Origin of the sequence: Cryobacterium glucosi, from assembly GCF_004402235.1 — a bacterium.
GTDB classification, from domain to species: Bacteria; Actinomycetota; Actinomycetes; order Actinomycetales; family Microbacteriaceae; genus Cryobacterium; species Cryobacterium glucosi.
The window spans coordinates 82,092-100,040 of sequence record NZ_SOFS01000043.1; the positions used below are offsets into that span (position 1 = coordinate 82,092).

Below are 17,949 nucleotides of genomic sequence, written 5' to 3' on the forward strand. Positions count from 1 at the left end.
TCCGTCCCCCCGGAACGGCTCCCGGCCGTTGCGCGAGCGAAAGACTACCCTCGTGACCATGAGCAACTCACCGTCCGTCGTGCACCAGGCCCAGAGCGCGGAGGTTGTCACGCTCGTCAGGAAGTGGCTCGCGGAGAGCACCGCCATTCCGGCGGACGTCTCCGCGGAACGCCTCGCCGGCGTGCTCAAGGACCCGAACGGCCTCGACTTCACGGTCGGCTTCGTCGACGGCGTCATGCGCCCCCAGGACCTCATGGTCGCCGGCTACAACCTGCAGGCCGTCGCGAAGAAGGCCCCCGGCTTCCTGCCAGGGTACCTGCGCGGCGCCATCGGCCTCGGCGGCGTGCTCGGCCCCGTGCTGCCGTGGGTCGTCATCCCGGCCGCCCGCAAGGTGCTGCGACAGATGGTCGGCCACCTCGTCGTCGACGCGACGCCGGACAAGCTCGGTCCCGCGATCGCGAGCCTGCGCGAATCCGGCAACCGGCTCAACATCAACCTGCTCGGCGAGGCCGTGCTCGGAGAGAAGGAAGCCCTCCGCAGGCTCGAGGGCACGAGGGAACTGCTCGCCCGCCCCGACGTCGACTACGTCTCGATCAAGGTGTCTTCGATCGCGAGCCAGCTCTCGATGTGGTCGTTCGACGAGGCCGTGACCCGGGTCGTCGAGAGGCTGACCCCGCTCTACGAGCTCGCCGTGGCATCCGCTGTGCCGAAGTTCATCAACCTCGACATGGAGGAGTACCGCGACCTCGACCTCACGATCGCGGTCTTCGAACGCATCCTGGACCAGCCCCGCCTGCTCGGCCTCGAGGCCGGCATTGTGCTGCAGGCGTACCTGCCCGACGCGCTCGGCGCCCTCCAGGGCCTGACCCACTGGGCGCAGAACCGGCGCGCGGCCGGGGGAGCCCCGATCAAGGTGCGCGTCGTCAAGGGCGCCAACCTCGCCATGGAACACGTCGACGCGATCGTGCACGACTGGCCGCTCGCGACCTACGGCACCAAGCAGGACGCGGACACGAACTACAAGCGGGTGCTCAACTGGGCGCTGACCCCGCAGAACACGGATGCCGTCCGCATCGGCGTCGCCGGGCACAACCTCTTCGACGTGGCGTGGGCCCACCTCCTCGCCAAGCGGCGCGGCGTCGACGACCGGGTCGAGTTCGAGATGCTGCTGGGCATGGCGACGAGCCAGGCAGAGGCCGTGAGCCGGGACGTCGGCAGGCTGCTGCTCTACACGCCCGTCGTCAACCCGGCCGAGTTCGACGTGGCGATCAGCTACCTGATCCGCCGCCTCGAGGAGAACGCGAGCCAGGACAACTTCATGTCCGCCGTGTTCGAACTCACGACCTCGCCCCCGCTCTTCGAACGCGAGAAGGAGCGCTTCCTCGCCTCACTCCGGGCTCTCGAATCATCGGCCGGCCCCGAGGCCTTCGTGCCAGCGCCGAACCGAAGCCAGGACCGTTCTGCGGTCACCCAGCTCGAGGCGACAGAGTCGGCGGCCGAAGCGGCGCAGCACACCGACGATGACCTCGGCCTCACCAATGCCGTGCTCGGCTTCACCCGCGGCTCGCTCAGCGACACGGCCGCGGTCCTGACCCACGCGGGCGCGGGCGACGTGGCCGCCGGCATCCGCCGTTTCCACAACGAGCCGGACACCGACCCCTCGCTTCCGGCGAACCGCGCGTGGGGGCGCCGGATCCTCGCCCAGGTCGAGGGGTCACGCCTCGGCATCGACACGATCCTCGCCGCCCGCGTCGATACAGAGGAACAGCTCGACGCCATCATCGACACCGTCGCCGCGAGCGGCAACGAATGGGGCCAGCGCCCCGGCGGGGAGCGGGCCGCGATCCTGCACCGCGCCGGCCTCGCGCTCGCCGCGAACCGCGACCGCCTGATCGAGGTGATGGCCGCAGAGACCGGCAAGACCATCGCAGAGGGCGACCCCGAGGTGAGCGAGGCTATCGACTTCGCGCACTACTACGCCGAGAGCGCCCGGGCGCTCGACGCCGTGCAGGGCGCCATCTTCGTGCCCCCGCGCCTCACCGTCGTGACCCCGCCGTGGAACTTCCCCGTCGCGATCTCCGCCGGCGGGGTGCTCGCCGCACTCGCGGCAGGCTCCGGCGTCATCGTGAAGCCCGCGAAGCTCGCCCAGCGCTCCGGAGCGGTCATGGTCGAGGCGCTCTGGGAGGCCGGAGTGCCCCGCGACCTCCTCGCGCTCGTCGACCTCGCCGACCGGGAGCTCGGCACCCGGCTGATCGGGCACCCCGCGGTCGACCGGGTCATCCTCACCGGAGCATACGAAACCGCGCAGCTGTTCCGGAGCTTCCGCGAGGACCTGCCGCTGCTCGCAGAGACGAGCGGCAAGAACGCGATCATTGTGACCCCGTCCGCCGACCTCGACCTCGCCGCCGCCGACGTCGTCAAGAGCGCGTTCGGGCACGCCGGACAGAAGTGTTCCGCAGCGAGCCTCGTCATCCTCGTCGGTTCCGTCGCCAGGTCCGAGCGTTTCCTCGGCCAGCTCGTCGATGCCGCGACGAGCCTGCGGGTCGGACGACCCTCCGACCCGGTCACCCAGATGGGCCCGCTCATCGAACCTGCCAACGGCAAGCTCCTGCACGCCCTCACCGAACTCGGCGTCGGCGAGAGCTGGCTCGTCGAACCGAAACAGCAGGGCGAGGACGGCGCGCTGTGGTCGCCGGGCATCCGCACGGGAGTCGCTCCCGGTTCCTACTTCCACCTCACCGAGTTCTTCGGGCCCGTGCTGGGAGTGATGCATGCGCGCACACTCGAGGAAGCCATCCGCTTTCAGAACGCGGTCGACTACGGGCTCACCTCCGGACTGCACTCGCTCGATCCCGAGGAACTCGCGACCTGGCTCGAGACGATCGAGGCGGGCAACCTGTACGTCAACCGGGGGATCACGGGCGCGATCGTGCAGCGCCAGCCGTTCGGCGGCTGGAAGCGCTCGTCGGTGGGAGCAGGCACGAAGGCCGGCGGCCCGAACTATCTCTACGGCCTCGGCAGCTGGGTGACCAACCCGGGCAGGAACAGTTCGACCCTGCACCTGCGCGGCCTCGAACCGAGCGTCACGCAGCTCATCGAGGGGTCGCAGCCCGTGCTCGACTATGCCGACTTCGACGTACTGCGCCGCTCGGCCCTCAGCGACGCGCTCGCCTGGCGCGAGGAGTTCGCGGCGGTCAGGGACGTCTCCGCGCTCGGCGTCGAACGCAACCTGTTCCGCTACCGGACGTTGCCCGTCACGGTGCGCCTCGCCGAGGACGGCACCCTGTCGAACCTGCTGCGGGTGCTCATCGCCGCGACCCTCTCGAAGTCGCGTTTCACGGTGTCGAGCGCGCTGCCGATGCCGCCGATCGTGCGGGGCGCCCTCGCCGAGCGTGAGATCCCGGTCACGGTCGAGAGCGACGCCGAATGGCTCGCCCGCGCCGCAGCCGGCGGCATCACGACGAGCCGGGTTCGGCTGATCGGCGGCGACCCGCTGACCGGGGCGACGGATGCGGCGGCCCAGCTCGCGCACGCCCTCCGCGGCAGCCCCGACGTGGCCGTCTACGCCCACCCGGTCACCCAGGCAGGCAGGGTCGAGTTGTTGCCGTTCCTCCGTGAGCAGGCGATCTCGATCACGGCGCACCGCTTCGGCAACCCGAGCACCCTCTCCGCCGGCATCATCTGACCGCCCCGCCCCGCCCCGCGCGCTCACCCGAACCGCGAGAGCGGAGATTTGGCCCTTAAACCACGATGTTAAGGGCCAAAACTCCGCTCTCGCGGACGGGGTGGGCGGTCAGGGGGGAGCGGCACACAGCCTGCATACGAGGAACGATCAGTTGAGTGGGGGATAATACCGGGGACCGTGGCGTGCCAGCGGCGCCACAATTCGACAGGGGAACAGCACTTGGACGGAAACGCAACGACGTCGCACACAAACGTCGCGCTCTTGGCGGTCGCGAGCACCCTCGCACCGATCGTCACTACCTCGATCGAGATCGACCGTCGACTGCAGCCGGCCCTGAAACGCCTGCGTCTCCCGAGCGGCCTGCTCCAGCGCGTCGCCGGCGTCTACGAACGCCGCAACTGGGGCAGCGACCTCGCCTTCGACGACGCGGCCGTGTCAGCGGGCAAGCGTGCCCTGCGCGACGCGGGCGTCGAGCCGGGCCAGGTCGGTCTCCTGATCAACACCTCGGTCACCCGCAAGCACCTCGAGCCCTCCGTCGCCGTGCGCATCCACCACGGCCTCGGCCTGCCGTCGTCCGCCACCAACTTCGACATCGCGAACGCGTGCCTCGGGTTCGTGAACGGGATGACCCTCGCCGCGCAGCTGATCGACTCCGGCCAGGTCGACTACGCCGTGGTGATCGACGGCGAAGACGCCGACGAAATCCAGTCCAACACGATCGACCGGCTCGGGCGGCCCGACATCGGCCGCAAGGACTTCATGAGCGAATTCGCGAGCCTGACCCTCGGGTCAGGGGCGGCCGCGGCCGTCCTCGGACGTGCAGACCGGCATCCGGAAGGCCATCGCATGCTCGGCGGCGTCACCCGCGCCGCTACCCAGTTCAACGGGCTCTGCGTCGGCAGCGTCGACGGCATGTTCACCGACGCCAAGGCGTTGCTCAAGGGCGGCATGGAACTGGTCGTGTCGGCCTGGACGGAGGCGAAGCGCGACTGGAACTGGTCGAGCATGGACCGCTACATCCTGCACCAGGTCTCTGACGTGCACACCAACGCGATCGTGAAGGCCACCGGGCTCGACCGGGCGAGGGTGCCCCTCACCTACCCGCTGTTCGGCAACGTCGGGCCGGCGTCGATCCCGATCACCCTGGCCGAAGAGGCCAAGACCCTGCGTCGCGGCGACCGGGTGCTGCTCATGGGGGTCGGCTCCGGCCTCAACACCGCCATGATGGAACTGGCCTGGTGACCGGCCGCACCATGACCCACCCCCGGCAACAGCACCAGTACCGCCTGCCGCGCGCCGCTGCGACGCCCGCGCCGGCGTCCCTGCCGCCCGAGGGGCTGCCGGGACTCGACCCCGCGTTCTCGAGGCTGGTCGAGGCAGGGGAGCCGGGCGCCGGCATCCGCACCTGGCACCTGCTCGACAACGGGCCCGTGCTCGCGTCCCGCGGCATCACCCCGGTCGGCACGGTGCTGTGCGTGCACGGGAACCCGACCTGGTCGTACCTGTGGCGGTCGCTCGTGACGCAGGCGACGGATGCCGCCACGCGCGGCGAAGAGGCCTGGCGCGTGATCGCCGTCGACCAGCTCGAGATGGGCTTCTCCGAGCGCACCGGGACGGTGCGCCCGCTCGCCCGCCGGGTCGCAGACCTGGGCGACCTCACGGACGCGCTCGGCGCGGAACCGCTGGGACTCACCGGCCCGGTCGTCACCTTCGGCCACGACTGGGGCGGAGTCGTCTCGCTCGGCTGGGCGATCGACCACCCGGACCTGCTCGCGGGCGTGCTGCTGCTCAATACCGCCGTGCACCAGCCGGAGGACGCCGCGATCCCGGCGCCCCTGCGGCTGGCACTCCAGGGCGGCGTGCTCGGCACCGCGACCGTCACGACGCCCGCGTTCCTCGACACGACGCTCGCGCTCGCGCATCCGCCGCTGTCCGCCGCCGTCAAACGCGCCTACCGGGCGCCGTACCGGGGAGCGGCCCGCCGGGGCGGGATCGGCGCGTTCGTCGCCGACATCCCGGTCGGTCCCGGATCCGTCAGCACGCCGGAACTCGACCGCATCGCCTCTGGCCTTCGCGGCCTCGAGGTGCCGGCCCTGCTGCTCTGGGGTCCCACCGATCCGATCTTCAGCGACCGGTATCTCGACGATCTCCTCGACCGACTGCCCGACGCCGACGTTCACCGCTTCGAGGGGGCCGGGCACCTGGTGGCCGAGGACGTCGACTACGCCGCGGCCGCACTGACCTGGCTCGCCGACCGCGCCCCGCTCGCCGCCGTGCCCGCCGCCCTCACCGCCGCCGGGCCCGTTCCGGTCGAGAGCGCACGATCAGCAGGTCACTCTCGACCGGAACAGGACGTTTCGGACGGGGAACCCGCGCCCGAATCCGGCCGCGGCGACTACCGGCCGCTCTGGCACTACCTCGATGAATTCCGGGAGAGCGACGACATCGCCCTCGTCGACATGGCGCCCGGTCACGGTGCCGCCCAGCTCAGCGTCAGCTGGCGCGAGCTGTCCGCGCGCGTGCGCCGGCTGGCCGCAGGGCTCTACCAGATCGGCGTCCGCAAGGGCGACCGGGTCTCGCTTCTCGTTCCTCCGGGCGCCGACCTCACGGCCGTGTTGTATGCCTGCGTGCGCATCGGCGCCGTCGTCGTGGTCGCGGATGCCGGTCTCGGCCTCCGCGGCCTGACCCGGGCCGTCCGGGGCGCGCGCCCAGACCACGTCATTGGAGCGACCCCCGGGTTGGTCGCCGCCCGGGCGCTCGGCTGGCCCGGCCAGAAGATCGCCGCGGTCACCCTCGCCAGGCCGCTTGCCAGGCTCCTCGACGTCTCCTTCACCGTCGCCGAGCTGGAGTCGCTCGGCGCGGATGAGGGCCTGCCACCAGAGCCCACCGCGGCAGACACGGCAGCCGTGCTCTTCACGTCCGGGTCGACAGGGCCGGCCAAGGGCGTCGTCTACACGAACGGCCAGCTCGCCGCGGTCAGCCGGGCGCTTCGCGAGCAGTACGGCGTGGGCCCAGGGACGGGCCTCGTCGCCGGCTTCGCGCCGTTCGCCCTCCTCGGCCCCGCCCTCGGCGCACGCTCGGTGACCCCCGACATGGACGTCACGTCGCCGAAGACGCTCACCGCGACCGCGGTGGCCGCCGCTGTCGCCGCGATCGACGCATCCGTCGTGTTCCTGTCTCCGGCAGCCCTCACGAACGTCGTCGCGACCGCGGCACGCCTCACCCCCGCCGACCGGGCGTCTCTCGCCGCGGTGCGCAGCTTCCTGTCCGCAGGCGCGCCGGTCGCAGAGCCGCTCCTCGCGGCCGCAGCGCGGTTGATGCCGGACGCGACAGCGCATACCCCGTACGGCATGACCGAGGGCCTCCTGATGACGGATATCACCCTCGAGGGCATCCGGGTCGCGACCGCGGCCTCCGCTGGCGGCGTCTGCGTGGGATGCCCGACCGGGACCACCCGGATCCGGATCAGCGCTCTCGACGACCGGGGCGCGGCCACAGGCGCACTGTCCGAGGAGACCGGTGTCACCGGTGAGATCGTCGTCTCCGCGCCCCACGTCGAAGACCACTACGACCGGCTCTGGCTCACCGACCGGGCCGCCAGGCGCGGCGCGATCGCGGGCGAACGCTGGCACCGCACCGGCGACGTCGGCCACCTCGACGCCGACGGCCGGCTCTGGGTCGAGGGCCGGCTGCCGCACGTCATCGTCACCGCGGAGGGCGTCGTCACGCCGGTCGGCCCCGAGCAGGCCATCGAACGCGTTCGTCTGACCCCGCGCGATGCGGTCACCGCGGGCATGTCCGGCAGGCCGAACCCCGGACACCCCGGTGTCGCCCGTGCGGCCCTCGTCGGGGTCGGACCGGTGGGCACCCAACAGCTGGTCGCCGTCGTCGAGACGAGCCCGCCCGCCCGGCGGGTCGGACTCGCGACGGAGGCACTCGCTGCCGCGATCCGAACGGCATCGCCGGCACCTCTCGCTGCGGTGCTCGTGGTTCCCCAGCTGCCGACGGACATCCGGCACAATTCCAAGATCGACCGCAGCCGGCTCGCCCGGTGGGCGGGCGGCATCCTCTCCGGCGGGCGGATGACGCGACCGTGACCCCGTTGCGGGTGCTCGTCACCGGGGCGAGCGGTTTCCTCGGTCGCGCGGTCGCGGCAGAGCTGGTCGCGGCCGGACACGAGGTGAGCTGCTTCCAGCGGCGGCCGTCCGGCGTCGCAGGGGCCAGGGACCTGCTCGGTTCCGTGACCTCGGCCCGGGACGTGGATCATGCCGTCATCGGCATGGACGCCGTCGTTCACCTCGCGGCCAAGGTCTCCCTCGCGGGCGACCCGCGCGATTTCGAGGCCGTCAACGTCGGGGGCACCCGCTCCCTGCTCGCCGCGGCCGCGGATGCCGGGGTCTCGCGCTTCGTCTTCGTGTCGTCTCCCTCTGTGGCCCACGCCGGGACATCCATCGTCGGCAGCGATGCCGGCCCGGCGGATCCCGCTTGTGCCCGCGGCGACTACGCCCGGACCAAGGCCCGCGCGGAATTGCTCGCGCTCGACGCCGACTCTCCACTCATGCGGGTCGTGGCCGTGCGGCCGCACCTGGTCTGGGGCCCCGGGGACACCCAGCTCGTCGCCCGGATCGTCGAGCGGGCCAGGGCGGGGCGCCTTCCCCTGCTCGGGCACGGCGCAGCTCTCATCGACACGACCTACGTGGACAATGCGGCCACGGCGATCAGTGCAGCCCTCGACCGGGCGCGCGAGGTGCACGGCAACGCCTACGTGATCACCAATGGCGAGCCCCGGCCCGTCGCCGAGCTGCTCGCCGGCATGTGCCGGGCGGCCGGGGTCCGCCCACCGGCCTGGTCGGTTCCCGCCGCGCTCGCACGCGGCGGCGGCTCCGTGATCGAGGCCGCCTGGCGAGTGCGCCCGGGAGCCGACGAGCCCCCGATGACCCGCTTCCTCGCCGAACAGCTCTCGACCGCGCACTGGTTCGACCAACGCCGCACGCGCGCCGACCTGCACTGGACCCCCCAGGTGACCCTCGACGAGGGCTTCCGTCGCCTCGCCGCCGCATACACCTAGCTCCCCGCTTTCGCGGCTGGGCTGGGCGGGGCGCGTGCGGAGTGATCAGGGGCGGATGCCGAGCGCGGCCGAGACGAGCGCGAGCGCGTCGTCCGCGCCGAGGCCGAGCACGCGCATCCGTTCGGCGAAGTCGGCAGCGGCGCGTTGCGCCTGGCGCAGGGTCGGGTCGCCCGTTGCGGCGATGAAGGAACCCTGGCGGCCGCGGGTCTCGATCACCTCGCCCCGCTCGAGCTCGCGGTAGGCCCTGGCCACCGTGTTCGGGGCGAGTCCGAGTTCGTCGGCGAGCCGGCGCACGGTCGGCAGCTTGTCTCCGGGCGCCACGGCACCGGTCCGAACGGCCTCGAGCACCTGAAGCCGCAGTTGCTCGAACGGCGGCGTGGGGGAATGCTCGTCGATGGTCAGCTTCATGGTGCCGCACCCGGTTTCCTTGTGTTGGTTATGTACCAAGCTAGCCCGCAGGGACCCGTGCGCGGAACCGCTCGCTGCGGCATACTCGGTTCCATGAGATTCACGACCGTCCTCGAGCTTTCCGGCAAATCGGCAACGGGCATCCGCGTTCCCGAGGAGGTCGTCGCGGGCCTCGGCCCCGGCAAGCGCCACGCCATCACGGTCACGATCGGCGGTCATACCTACCGCAGCTCCGTCGCCCCCTACCGCGGCGCATTCATGATCGCGCTCAGCGCCGAGAACCGTGAACAGGCAGGCGTCGCCGCAGGGGACGAGATCGAGGTCGACGTCGAGCTCGACACCGAATCCCGGGTGGTCGAGGTGCCCGCAGACTTCGCCGCAGCGCTCGACGAGCAACCGGATGCCCGGGCCGCCTTCACGGCGCTGTCGTACAGCAACCAGCGCGCCCACGTCCTCGCGATCGAGAGCGCGAAGACGCCGGAGACCCGCCTGCGCCGGATCGAGGCGGCCCGGTCCGCACTCACGCCGGCCGCACCGACTCCCTAGCCTCCGGCCCGCCGTCGATTCCCGGTTCGGGAAGTGCTTTCCACTCAGAGGGCATGACTGACCCCGTGTGGAGCGAGGTCGAACCGGATGGCTCGCTAGGCTCAGAAGGTGACCTGGCCCGCCGACCTCCCCGCCGAACTGGGCGGACTCCTGCCCAGCCTCATCGGGGTGCTGCTGCTGATCGCGGTCGTGACCGCCCTGCTTCGCGGCTTCCACGTGCCCCGCCCGTACGCACCCGCCCTCGCGATCCTCCGGGGCACCCTCCAGCTCGCGGCGATCAGCCTCATCCTGAGCGGCATCATCTCCGATCCGCTCTGGGTCGGAGTCGGGCTCAGCGTGATGTTCATCGCCGCCGTGAGCACGGTCAACCGGCGTCTCGGGGCGACCCGGCAGCACTTCGGCTGGATCGCCGCAGCGATGGGCCTCGGCATCCTTGCGACACTCATCGTGGTGTTCTCGGTCGGCGCCATCGAATTCTCGCCGCGGTATGTGCTCTCCTACGGCGGAATCATCATCGGCAACGCGATGTCGATTGCGACCCTGACCGGCCGGCGCTTCGGCGAGGCCGTCACCGAGCACTGGGACGAGGTCGAGGGCTGGATGGCGCTCGGGGCGACCCCGCGGCAGTCGACGCTCGACCTGGCGCGCCGCGCCGTCTATTTCGCGATCATCCCCACGACCGACCAGACCAAGACCACGGGCCTCGTCACCCTGCCCGGAGCGTTCGTCGGCGCGATCTTCGGCGGAGCCTCGCCCCTCGAGGCCGGGCGCTTCCAGATCGTCGTGCTCGCCGGCATCCTCTGCGCCGGTGCGATCACGGCCGTCACCCTGATCCAGTTCCTCGCGCCGATCCGCATGAAGCCCGCCACGATCCCCACCTAGTCACCACCGACGAAGACCGCTCTCGCGGGCAGCGGCGCGGCTACTCGGCGGCGCGGTGGATGAGCCGGGAGAGCACGATCGCGCTGCGGGTGTGGTCGACGTTGGGTGCGAGGCGCACCTTCTCGAGTGCGGCCTCGAGCCCGGGAATGTCCCGCGCCCTGATGTGTACGATCGCGTCGGCGCTTCCCGTGACGGTTCCTGCGTCGACGACCTCCGGTACGCCGGAGAGGATGCGCAGGAGTTCGTCGGGGGCGACGGTCCCTCGGCAGAAGAGCTCGACATATGCCTCGGTGCTCATGCCATCGATCGCGGGGTCGACCTGGATCGTGAACCCGCGGATGATCCCGTCGGCGACGAGCCGGTCGACCCGGCGCTTGACCGCGGAGGCGGACAGCCCGACGACCGAGCCGATGTCCCCGTAGCCCGCGCGCGCATTCTGTCTCAGAAGGTCGAGTATGCCGCGGTCGAGGTTGTCCATTCCGAGAGTCTAGGGGGAATTCCGCGCACTGGCGTGGAATTCCTGCGCATATGCCGACGATCACGCCGATTATGCGCGCATATTGGCGTGCAACGTTGATTCACGCTGTGTGAGAATGAGCACGGCGTCTTTGCGCGGTGCCGTTCACCCGTTCGTTGTTCACTGTTCGACGTTCACGTTCGACCGCGCGGAGCTCTCATGAGTGACCTGGTCCGCCATCCACCCCGCGTTCCGATTCCGTCAGTAGCAGACGGAGCGCAGCCGAAGGAGACCTCATGACCATCGATCTCGACCCCACAACGACGCCGGAGACCGCGGCCACGGCCCCGGTGCGCACGGCCGTCAAGCGTACGGTGCTGATGTGCAAGCCCGACTACTTCACCGTCGTCTACCGGATCAACCCGTGGATGGACCCGGCCATCCCGACCGACACGAGCCTCGCCGTCGCCCAGTGGCAGACCCTCTACGACACCTACATCGGCCTCGGCTTCGACGTGCACCTGGTCGACCCGATCGACGGCCTGCCCGACATGGTCTACGCCGCCAACGGCGGTTTCGTCATCGACAACATCGCCTACGGCGCCGCGTTCACCTACCCGGAGCGCCAGCCGGAGGGCCCCGCCTACATGGACTGGTTCCGCGACAACGGCTTCGACGTCCGCGTGCCCGTCGAGATCAACGAGGGCGAGGGCGACTTCCTGCTCGTCGGAGACGTCATCCTCGCCGGCACCGGCTTCCGCAGCGCCTCGAACAGCCACGAAGAGGTGTCGGCGATCTACGGCCGCCCGGTGATCACGCTCAACCTCGTCAACCCGAGCTTCTACCACCTCGACACCGCGGTCGCCGTGCTCGACGACACCAACATCGCCTACCTGCCGAGCGCCTTCGACGAGCAGAGCCTCGCCGTGCTGCGCGAACGCTACCCCGACGCCATCATCGTCACCGAGGAGGACGCGGCGATCCTCGGCCTCAACTCCTACTCCGACGGCTACAACGTCGTCATCGCCGCCCGCGCGAAGGACTTCGAGCGCCAGCTCCGCGAACGTGGCTACAACCCGATCGGCGTCGACCTCTCCGAGCTCCTGCTCGGCGGCGGCGGCGTCAAGTGCTGCACCCTGGAGCTGCGCCGATGAGCACCGACACGAACATCCGTCCGGACGCGAACCGGGCCGACCAGACGAAGGATGCCGCACTCGGCACGCCGGGACAGGCATCCGCAACGCCCGCCGCCTTCATCGCCCTCGAAGAGGAGCATGCGGCCCACAACTACCACCCGCTTCCCGTCGTCGTCGCGACCGGCGACGGCGCCTGGGTGACGGATGTCGACGGCAAACGCTACCTGGACTGCCTCGCGGCGTACTCCGCGGTCAACTTCGGCCACTCGAACCCCGTGCTTCTCGATGCCGCCCGAGCCCAGCTGGGCCGGATCACGCTCACGAGCCGCGCGTTCCACAACGACCAGCTCGGCCCGTTCGTCACGGCTCTCGCCGAGCTCGCCCACAAGGACATGGTGCTCCCGATGAACACGGGCGCCGAGGCCGTTGAGTCCGGGATCAAGGTCGCCCGCGCCTGGGGTTACCGCGTGAAGGGCGTCGCGCCGGACCAGGCGAACATCATCGTCGCCGGGGGCAACTTCCACGGCCGCACCACCACCATCATCAGCTTCTCCGACGACGAGTCGGCCCGCGCCGGCTTCGGCCCGTTCACGCCCGGGTTCCGCACCGTCCCGTTCGGCGACGCCGCGGCCCTCGAGGCCGCGATCGATGAGAACACGGTCGCCGTGCTGCTCGAACCCATCCAGGGCGAGGCCGGCATCGTCGTGCCGCCCGCCGGGTACCTCCCCGCTGTGCGCGAGATCACCACGCGCCGCAACGTGCTCTTCATCGCCGATGAGATCCAGTCCGGTCTCGGCCGCACCGGAGCGACCTTCGCGTGCGACCTCGTCGGCGTCGTGCCCGACCTGTACCTCCTGGGCAAGGCCCTCGGCGGCGGGATCGTGCCCGTCTCTGCGGTCGTCGGCAACCGGGACGTCCTCGGCGTCCTGCAGCCCGGCGAGCACGGCTCGACCTTCGGTGGCAACCCGCTCGCCGCGGCCGTCGGCCTCGCCGTCGTGCGGATGCTGGCCGAGGGCGAGTACCAGGAGCGCGCCCGCGTGCTCGGTGCGCACTTGCACGAAGCCCTCAATGGCCTCGTCGGGCGAGGAGTCGTCGCGGTCCGTGGCGCCGGGCTCTGGGCCGGAATCGACATCGACCCGTCGCTCGCGAGCGGCCGCGCCGTGTGCGAGGCACTCATGGTCCGCGGCGTCCTGGCCAAGGACACCCACGGCTCCACGATCCGGCTCGCCCCGCCGCTCTGCGTGTCCGAGGCCGACCTCGACTGGGCCGTCGCCCAGCTCGCGGCCGTCCTCGACGGGTTCGCCGTCGCCTAGCGTCCGCGTCAGGTCGGCGCGAACTTCAACGAGTCGGCTCGGCTGAAACGGGCCGTCTCGGCCTCGCTAGCTTCGCGTCGCGGTCACGCCCTCCGGCCGGGCGATACGGCTCAGCCGGGCCAGCTGGGTGACGTGCCCGGGCTCGAGCTCCTCGAGGGACTTCACGCCGAGCAGTCGCATCGTGCGGGTGATCTGCTCCGACAGGATCGCGATCGCCCGGTCGACGCCGGCCTCGCCGCCGGCCATCAGCCCGTAGAGGTAGGCCCGGCCGACGAGGGTGAACCGTGCGCCGAGGGCCACGGCCGCGACGATGTCCGCGCCGCTCATGATGCCGGTGTCGAGGTGCACCTCGAGGTCGTTGCCCACCTCGCGGGCCACCTCGGGCAGCAAATGGAACGGGATCGGCGCGCGGTCGAGCTGGCGACCGCCGTGGTTGGAGAGGATGATCGCGTCGATGCCCATTTCGGCGAGCCTGGCGGCATCCGCCACGTTCTGAACGCCCTTGACGACGACCTTGCCCGGCCACTGCGCCTTGATCCAGGCGAGGTCTTCGAAGGTGACGGTCGGGTCGAACATGGTGTCGAGCAGTTCGCCGACGGTGCCGCTCCAGCGGTCGAGGGAGGCGAAGGCGAGCGGCTCGGTCGTGAGGAAGTTGATCCACCACTCCGGGCGCGGCAACGCGTTGACCACGGTGCCCACGGTGAGCTGCGGCGGGATGGAAAAGCCGTTGCGCTTGTCGCGGAGGCGCGCTCCGGCAACGGGCACGTCGACCGTCACGAGCAGCGTGTCGAAACCGGCCTTGGCGGCCCGGTCGACGAGCGCCATCGAACGGTCCCTGTCCTTCCACATGTAGAGCTGGAACCAGTTGCGTCCTGTGGGGTTGGCGGCCTTGACGTCCTCGATAGCGGTCGTGCCCATCGTGGAGAGCGAGAACGGGATGCCGGCCTTCGCTGCCGCGTGCGCGCCGGCGATCTCGCCCTCGGTCTGCATCATCCGGGTGAACCCGGTCGGTGCGATCCCGAACGGGAAAGCGACCGGAGCCCCGAGCACGTCCCAGCCCGTCGAGACCGTCGAGACGTCGCGGAGGATGGCGGGGTGGAACTCGATGTCCTCGAAGGCCTGGCGGGCGCGCGCGAGCGAGATCTCCGCCTCCGCTGCCCCCTCGGTGTAGTCGAAGGCAGCCTTGGGAGTGCGCCGCTTGGCGATCGCGCGCAGGTCATAGATGGTGAGGGCGCTCTCGAGGCGGCGCTTCTTCGCGTTGAGCTCCGGCACCTTGAACTGCATGAGTGGGGCGAGGTCTTTGATCTTGGGGATGCGTCGTTGGACCATGGTCAGGATTTCCGTTCTGGGGTTGGGCAGGGCGGGTCGGGGGCTGCGGCGGTCGGGAGATCGGGTGATCGGTGGGTCAGGTCAGGTCAGGTCAGGTCGGCTCGGGAGGGGAGCGGCGCCCGGACGGGGTCGGGATCGCGCGGTCCCGCCGTGAGCCGGGTCTCGGCGTAGTACCCGGCGATGTGGGCCTGGACGGCCCGGCGGGCCGCGGCGGGGTCGGCCGCGCGAATGCACGCGACGATCTCGCGGTGTTCGAGCCTGAGGCGGGCGGATGTCTCCGCCCACGACCCGAGCGCGGCAACGCCCGCGCGTGCGTACGCTTCGATCGCACTGCGTAGTCCGGCCATGGTCGCGGTGATGACCTGGTTCCCGGTTGCCTCGGCGAGGGCGAGGTGGAACTGGGCGTCGAGCGCGAGGAACTCGGACTCGGTCCGGCCCGGCGCATCCATCGCGTCGAGGAGCTGTTCAGCCGGTTCGAGCGACGCCGGTTCGAGCGACGCTGGGTCGTGCGCCTCGGCGAGTTCTGTGACGACGGCGGCCTCGAGCACGAGCCTGGTCTTCACGACGTCCTCGACCGGGAAGCCCTGGGCCGCGACCTGCAGCCGCATCAGCGCGGACATCCCGCCGCCGGGAAGCGCCACGATGATCGCCCCCGATGTCGGCCCGGAGCCCGTCGCGGTACGGATGAGTCCGAGCACCTCGAGCACCCGGATGGCCTCGCGCACGCTCGACCGGCCGACGCCGAGGGAGGCGGCGAGGGAGCGTTCGGGTGCGAGGCGATCCCCGGGTCGCAGCCGACCCGAGAGCAACTCGCCCTCGATCGATTCGAGCACGAGTTGCCAGGCCCTGCGCTCGTCGGGGAGTGCGCCCTGCGCGGGCACGGCGTCAACGGTCACGGGCTCCTCCTCGGCAATGGGGTGGTGTCGGTCGTTGCGGCGGCGGCCGTGAGACGAAGCCGCTGTGGTCTGACCACACACTACACGGCGACGCCTGCCCGGGTCCAGCCCTCTCCCCAACCCGCCCCTCCAACCGCGAGAGTACGAAAATGGCCCCTTCACGTCGTGCGGAGGGGCCATTTTCGTACTCTCGCGGAGTCGAAGGCGCGAACCATTGCGATAGGGTTCCTCCAACCCGAGCACGTCCAGGCCAGGAGGCCCCATGACCGCGAACCCAGCTCCCCAGCTGATCGACCTCGAACTTCCGGCCGCGAACGGCGGAAGCGCCGGACTCCGCGCGGTGCTCGGAGTGCCTGCCGGCTCCGGTCCCTGGCCCGGGGTTGTGCTCGTGCACGAGGCCTTCGGCATCAGTGACGTGATGCGCCGGCAGGTCGAACGACTGGCGGCGGCCGGCTACCTCGCACTGATGCCCGACCTCTTCACGGAGGGCGGCGCCCGGAAGTGCCTCGTCGCGACCTTCCGCGCCCTGACCGCGGGCGAGGGGCGCGCGTTCGTCGACATCGAGAACGCGCGGCACGCGCTCATCGCCCGGGCGGACTGCACGGGTGAGGTGGGTGTGCTCGGCTTCTGCATGGGCGGCGGCTTCGCGCTCGCGGCCGCCACGCGGGGGTTCGCCGCGGCATCCGTCAACTACGGCCGGCTGCCGAAAGACCTCGACGCAGCCCTGGCGGGTGCGTGCCCGATCGTCGGCAGCTATGGCGGCAGGGACCGCTCTCTCGTCGGCGCCGCTGCCCGGCTCGAGGGCGCGCTCGAGGATGCCGGCGTGCCGCACGACGTCAAGGAATACCCCACGGCCGGGCACTCCTTCCTCAACGATGCCGAAACAGGCCCGGCCGCGGTGCGCTTCCTCACGCAGCGTATCCTCGGCGCCGGCCCCGACCCGGAGGCCGCCGCTGACGCCTGGATCCGCATCGAGGCGTTCTTCGCCGAGCACCTCGCCTCGGCCGCGGACCCCGCGCCCGCCGACTGACCGGTCTCAGCGAGCCGATGCGAGGGCGGGTTCGGTGGGAGTGACACCGGATGCCGCGAGCAGCTTCATGAATTCGCGCATCCAGCTGGGGTGGTCCGGCCAGGCCCTGCCGGAGACGAGGTTGCCGTCGACGACGCCCGCGCCGTTCTCGAACACGCCCCCGCCGAGTTCGACGTCGATCTGCAGGGCCGGGTACGCAGAGCTCGTGCGGCCGTGGAGCACCCCGGCGGCGGCGAGCAGCATCGGGCCGTGGCACAGTGCGGCGACGGGAGCGTTCCGTTCGAAGAAGTGCCGGACGATCCGCTTCGCGTCCTCGTCGTTGCGGATGTACTCCGGTGCGCGGCCGCCGGGGACGACGATGGCCGCGTAGTCGGCCGGGTCGACGTCCTTGAACGCAACGTCGGCGTCCCAGGTGTGGCCGAGCTTCTCGGTGTAGGTGTCGAAGCCGTCCACGAAGTCATGGACGACGAACTGGAGCTTCCTCTTCTCCGGGGCGCCGATATGCACCTCGAAGCCCTCCTCGAGCAGCCGCTGGTAAGGGTAGAACACCTCGAGGGTCTCGGCGGCGTCGCCGGTGAGAATGAGGATCTTGGTCATGACGTTCCTCTCTGAACGGTGTGAATCTGAACGTTGCTGAACTCAGCGGACGGGTCGTCCGTTGACGCCTTCAGTGTTCCCCCGACCGGCGCGCCGGGCAAGTGCCACCGGCGCAGGCCGGTGCGGAACAGCTGGGAAAGGGTCCAGGCCGGCTCAGACGAACATCAGCACGACGCCGAGGACCGCCGATGCGAGCCCGGTGCCGAGCAGGATCAGCCCGGTCAGGCGCAGGGCCTTGCCCTCCGATTCCGGGGCATGCGTCACCCCGCGGGATGCGTCACGGGAGTGGTACCAGACCTGCACGTCGTCGCCCGGCGCGAGCCGGTGGCTCTCGTGCGTGTTCGCGGCCCGCTCGTGCACGTCCCCCGAGCGGTCGAACCAGCGGATGACCGTGTGCGATCCCGAGGACGCGATCACGCCATCCGTGGCGACCCAGCCGCCCTTGACACCGCGGATCGCAAGCCCGAGGACATAGAGGACGGCGCCTCCGACGAACCCGACGAGGGTCAGGACCTCGCTGATGAGCCCGATGAGGTCGTGCGCGTCCATTCGCCCCACTCTCGCCCGCACGTCTCGTGCTCGTTCGCCCTGTGACCACGATC

Annotated in this window: 15 protein-coding genes; 9 read left to right on the forward strand and 6 right to left on the reverse strand. The window is 70.8% G+C overall.

Features of this window, described 5'->3' with window-relative positions; all coding sequences use genetic code 11:
* Positions 1 to 58 precede the first annotated feature (58 nt).
* From E3O46_RS16490 to E3O46_RS16505, 4 genes are all read left to right on the forward strand, one after another.
* A complete protein-coding gene (locus E3O46_RS16490; protein ID WP_134562107.1) occupies positions 59 to 3,685 on the forward strand; it encodes a proline dehydrogenase family protein in 3,627 nt (1,208 codons plus the stop codon).
* Between the two features lie 219 nt (positions 3,686 to 3,904).
* Positions 3,905 to 4,927, forward strand: a complete 1,023-nt coding sequence (locus tag E3O46_RS16495) for a 3-oxoacyl-ACP synthase III (protein WP_134560681.1) — start codon at positions 3,905 to 3,907, stop codon at positions 4,925 to 4,927.
* 11 nt (positions 4,928 to 4,938) lie between these two features.
* Positions 4,939 to 7,782: an alpha/beta fold hydrolase gene (locus tag E3O46_RS16500; RefSeq protein ID WP_134562150.1), complete on the forward strand. Its 2,844-nt coding sequence runs from the start codon at positions 4,939 to 4,941 to the stop codon at positions 7,780 to 7,782.
* 5 nt (positions 7,783 to 7,787) lie between these two features.
* Positions 7,788 to 8,753, forward strand: a complete 966-nt coding sequence (locus E3O46_RS16505) for an NAD-dependent epimerase/dehydratase family protein (protein WP_134562149.1) — start codon at positions 7,788 to 7,790, stop codon at positions 8,751 to 8,753.
* A gap of 45 nt (positions 8,754 to 8,798) precedes the next feature.
* On the opposite strand, the gene E3O46_RS16510 is transcribed toward E3O46_RS16505, so the two are convergent.
* Positions 8,799 to 9,161, reverse strand: coding sequence for a GntR family transcriptional regulator (locus E3O46_RS16510; RefSeq protein ID WP_134449178.1), 363 nt, complete (start codon positions 9,159 to 9,161; stop codon positions 8,799 to 8,801).
* A 93-nt stretch (positions 9,162 to 9,254) separates the two neighbouring features.
* On the opposite strand from E3O46_RS16510, the gene E3O46_RS16515 reads away from it, so the two are divergent.
* Both E3O46_RS16515 and E3O46_RS16520 read left to right on the forward strand, forming a co-directional pair.
* The gene (locus E3O46_RS16515; RefSeq protein WP_134562108.1) at positions 9,255 to 9,707 is read left to right on the forward strand and encodes a YdeI/OmpD-associated family protein; all 453 of its coding nucleotides are present in this window, start codon (positions 9,255 to 9,257) and stop codon (positions 9,705 to 9,707) included.
* A gap of 108 nt (positions 9,708 to 9,815) precedes the next feature.
* On the forward strand, positions 9,816 to 10,589 hold the full coding sequence (locus tag E3O46_RS16520; RefSeq protein ID WP_198413731.1) for an ABC transporter permease: 774 nt from the start codon (positions 9,816 to 9,818) through the stop codon (positions 10,587 to 10,589).
* Positions 10,590 to 10,629: 40 nt separating this feature from the next.
* Here the strand turns inward: E3O46_RS16520 and E3O46_RS16525 are convergent, their stop codons facing one another.
* Positions 10,630 to 11,067 carry an Lrp/AsnC family transcriptional regulator gene (locus E3O46_RS16525; RefSeq protein WP_134449176.1) on the reverse strand — a complete coding sequence of 146 codons (438 nt, stop codon included), beginning with the start codon at positions 11,065 to 11,067 and terminating at the stop codon, positions 10,630 to 10,632.
* Between the two features lie 275 nt (positions 11,068 to 11,342).
* Between E3O46_RS16525 and ddaH the strand changes: the two genes are divergently transcribed.
* Together ddaH and rocD are read left to right on the forward strand one after the other, a co-directional pair.
* Positions 11,343 to 12,200 carry a dimethylargininase gene (ddaH, locus tag E3O46_RS16530; RefSeq protein ID WP_134449175.1) on the forward strand — a complete coding sequence of 286 codons (858 nt, stop codon included), beginning with the start codon at positions 11,343 to 11,345 and terminating at the stop codon, positions 12,198 to 12,200.
* Positions 12,197 to 13,495: an ornithine--oxo-acid transaminase gene (gene rocD / locus E3O46_RS16535; RefSeq protein WP_134449174.1), complete on the forward strand. Its 1,299-nt coding sequence runs from the start codon at positions 12,197 to 12,199 to the stop codon at positions 13,493 to 13,495. The genes ddaH and rocD overlap by 4 nt, the downstream gene beginning before the upstream one ends.
* 66 nt (positions 13,496 to 13,561) lie before the next feature.
* Here the strand turns inward: rocD and E3O46_RS16540 are convergent, their stop codons facing one another.
* Entirely contained in the window at positions 13,562 to 14,824 is a 1,263-nt protein-coding gene (locus E3O46_RS16540; RefSeq protein WP_134449173.1) for an alpha-hydroxy acid oxidase, read from the reverse strand.
* Between the two features lie 86 nt (positions 14,825 to 14,910).
* Complete coding sequence (locus tag E3O46_RS16545) at positions 14,911 to 15,720, reverse strand: FadR/GntR family transcriptional regulator (RefSeq protein ID WP_241985118.1); 810 nt, start codon at positions 15,718 to 15,720, stop codon at positions 14,911 to 14,913.
* A 262-nt stretch (positions 15,721 to 15,982) separates the two neighbouring features.
* Here E3O46_RS16545 and E3O46_RS16550 point away from each other — a divergent pair, with 262 nt between their 5' ends.
* Entirely contained in the window at positions 15,983 to 16,750 is a 768-nt protein-coding gene (locus E3O46_RS16550) for a dienelactone hydrolase family protein (protein WP_134560677.1), read from the forward strand.
* A 6-nt stretch (positions 16,751 to 16,756) separates the two neighbouring features.
* Here E3O46_RS16550 and E3O46_RS16555 read toward each other — a convergent pair whose 3' ends face one another.
* The gene (locus E3O46_RS16555; RefSeq protein WP_134562109.1) at positions 16,757 to 17,347 is read right to left on the reverse strand and encodes a DJ-1/PfpI family protein; all 591 of its coding nucleotides are present in this window, start codon (positions 17,345 to 17,347) and stop codon (positions 16,757 to 16,759) included.
* A 153-nt stretch (positions 17,348 to 17,500) separates the two neighbouring features.
* Positions 17,501 to 17,896 carry a sortase gene (locus E3O46_RS16560; RefSeq protein ID WP_134449169.1) on the reverse strand — a complete coding sequence of 132 codons (396 nt, stop codon included), beginning with the start codon at positions 17,894 to 17,896 and terminating at the stop codon, positions 17,501 to 17,503.
* Between the last annotated feature and the right edge of the window lie 53 nt (positions 17,897 to 17,949).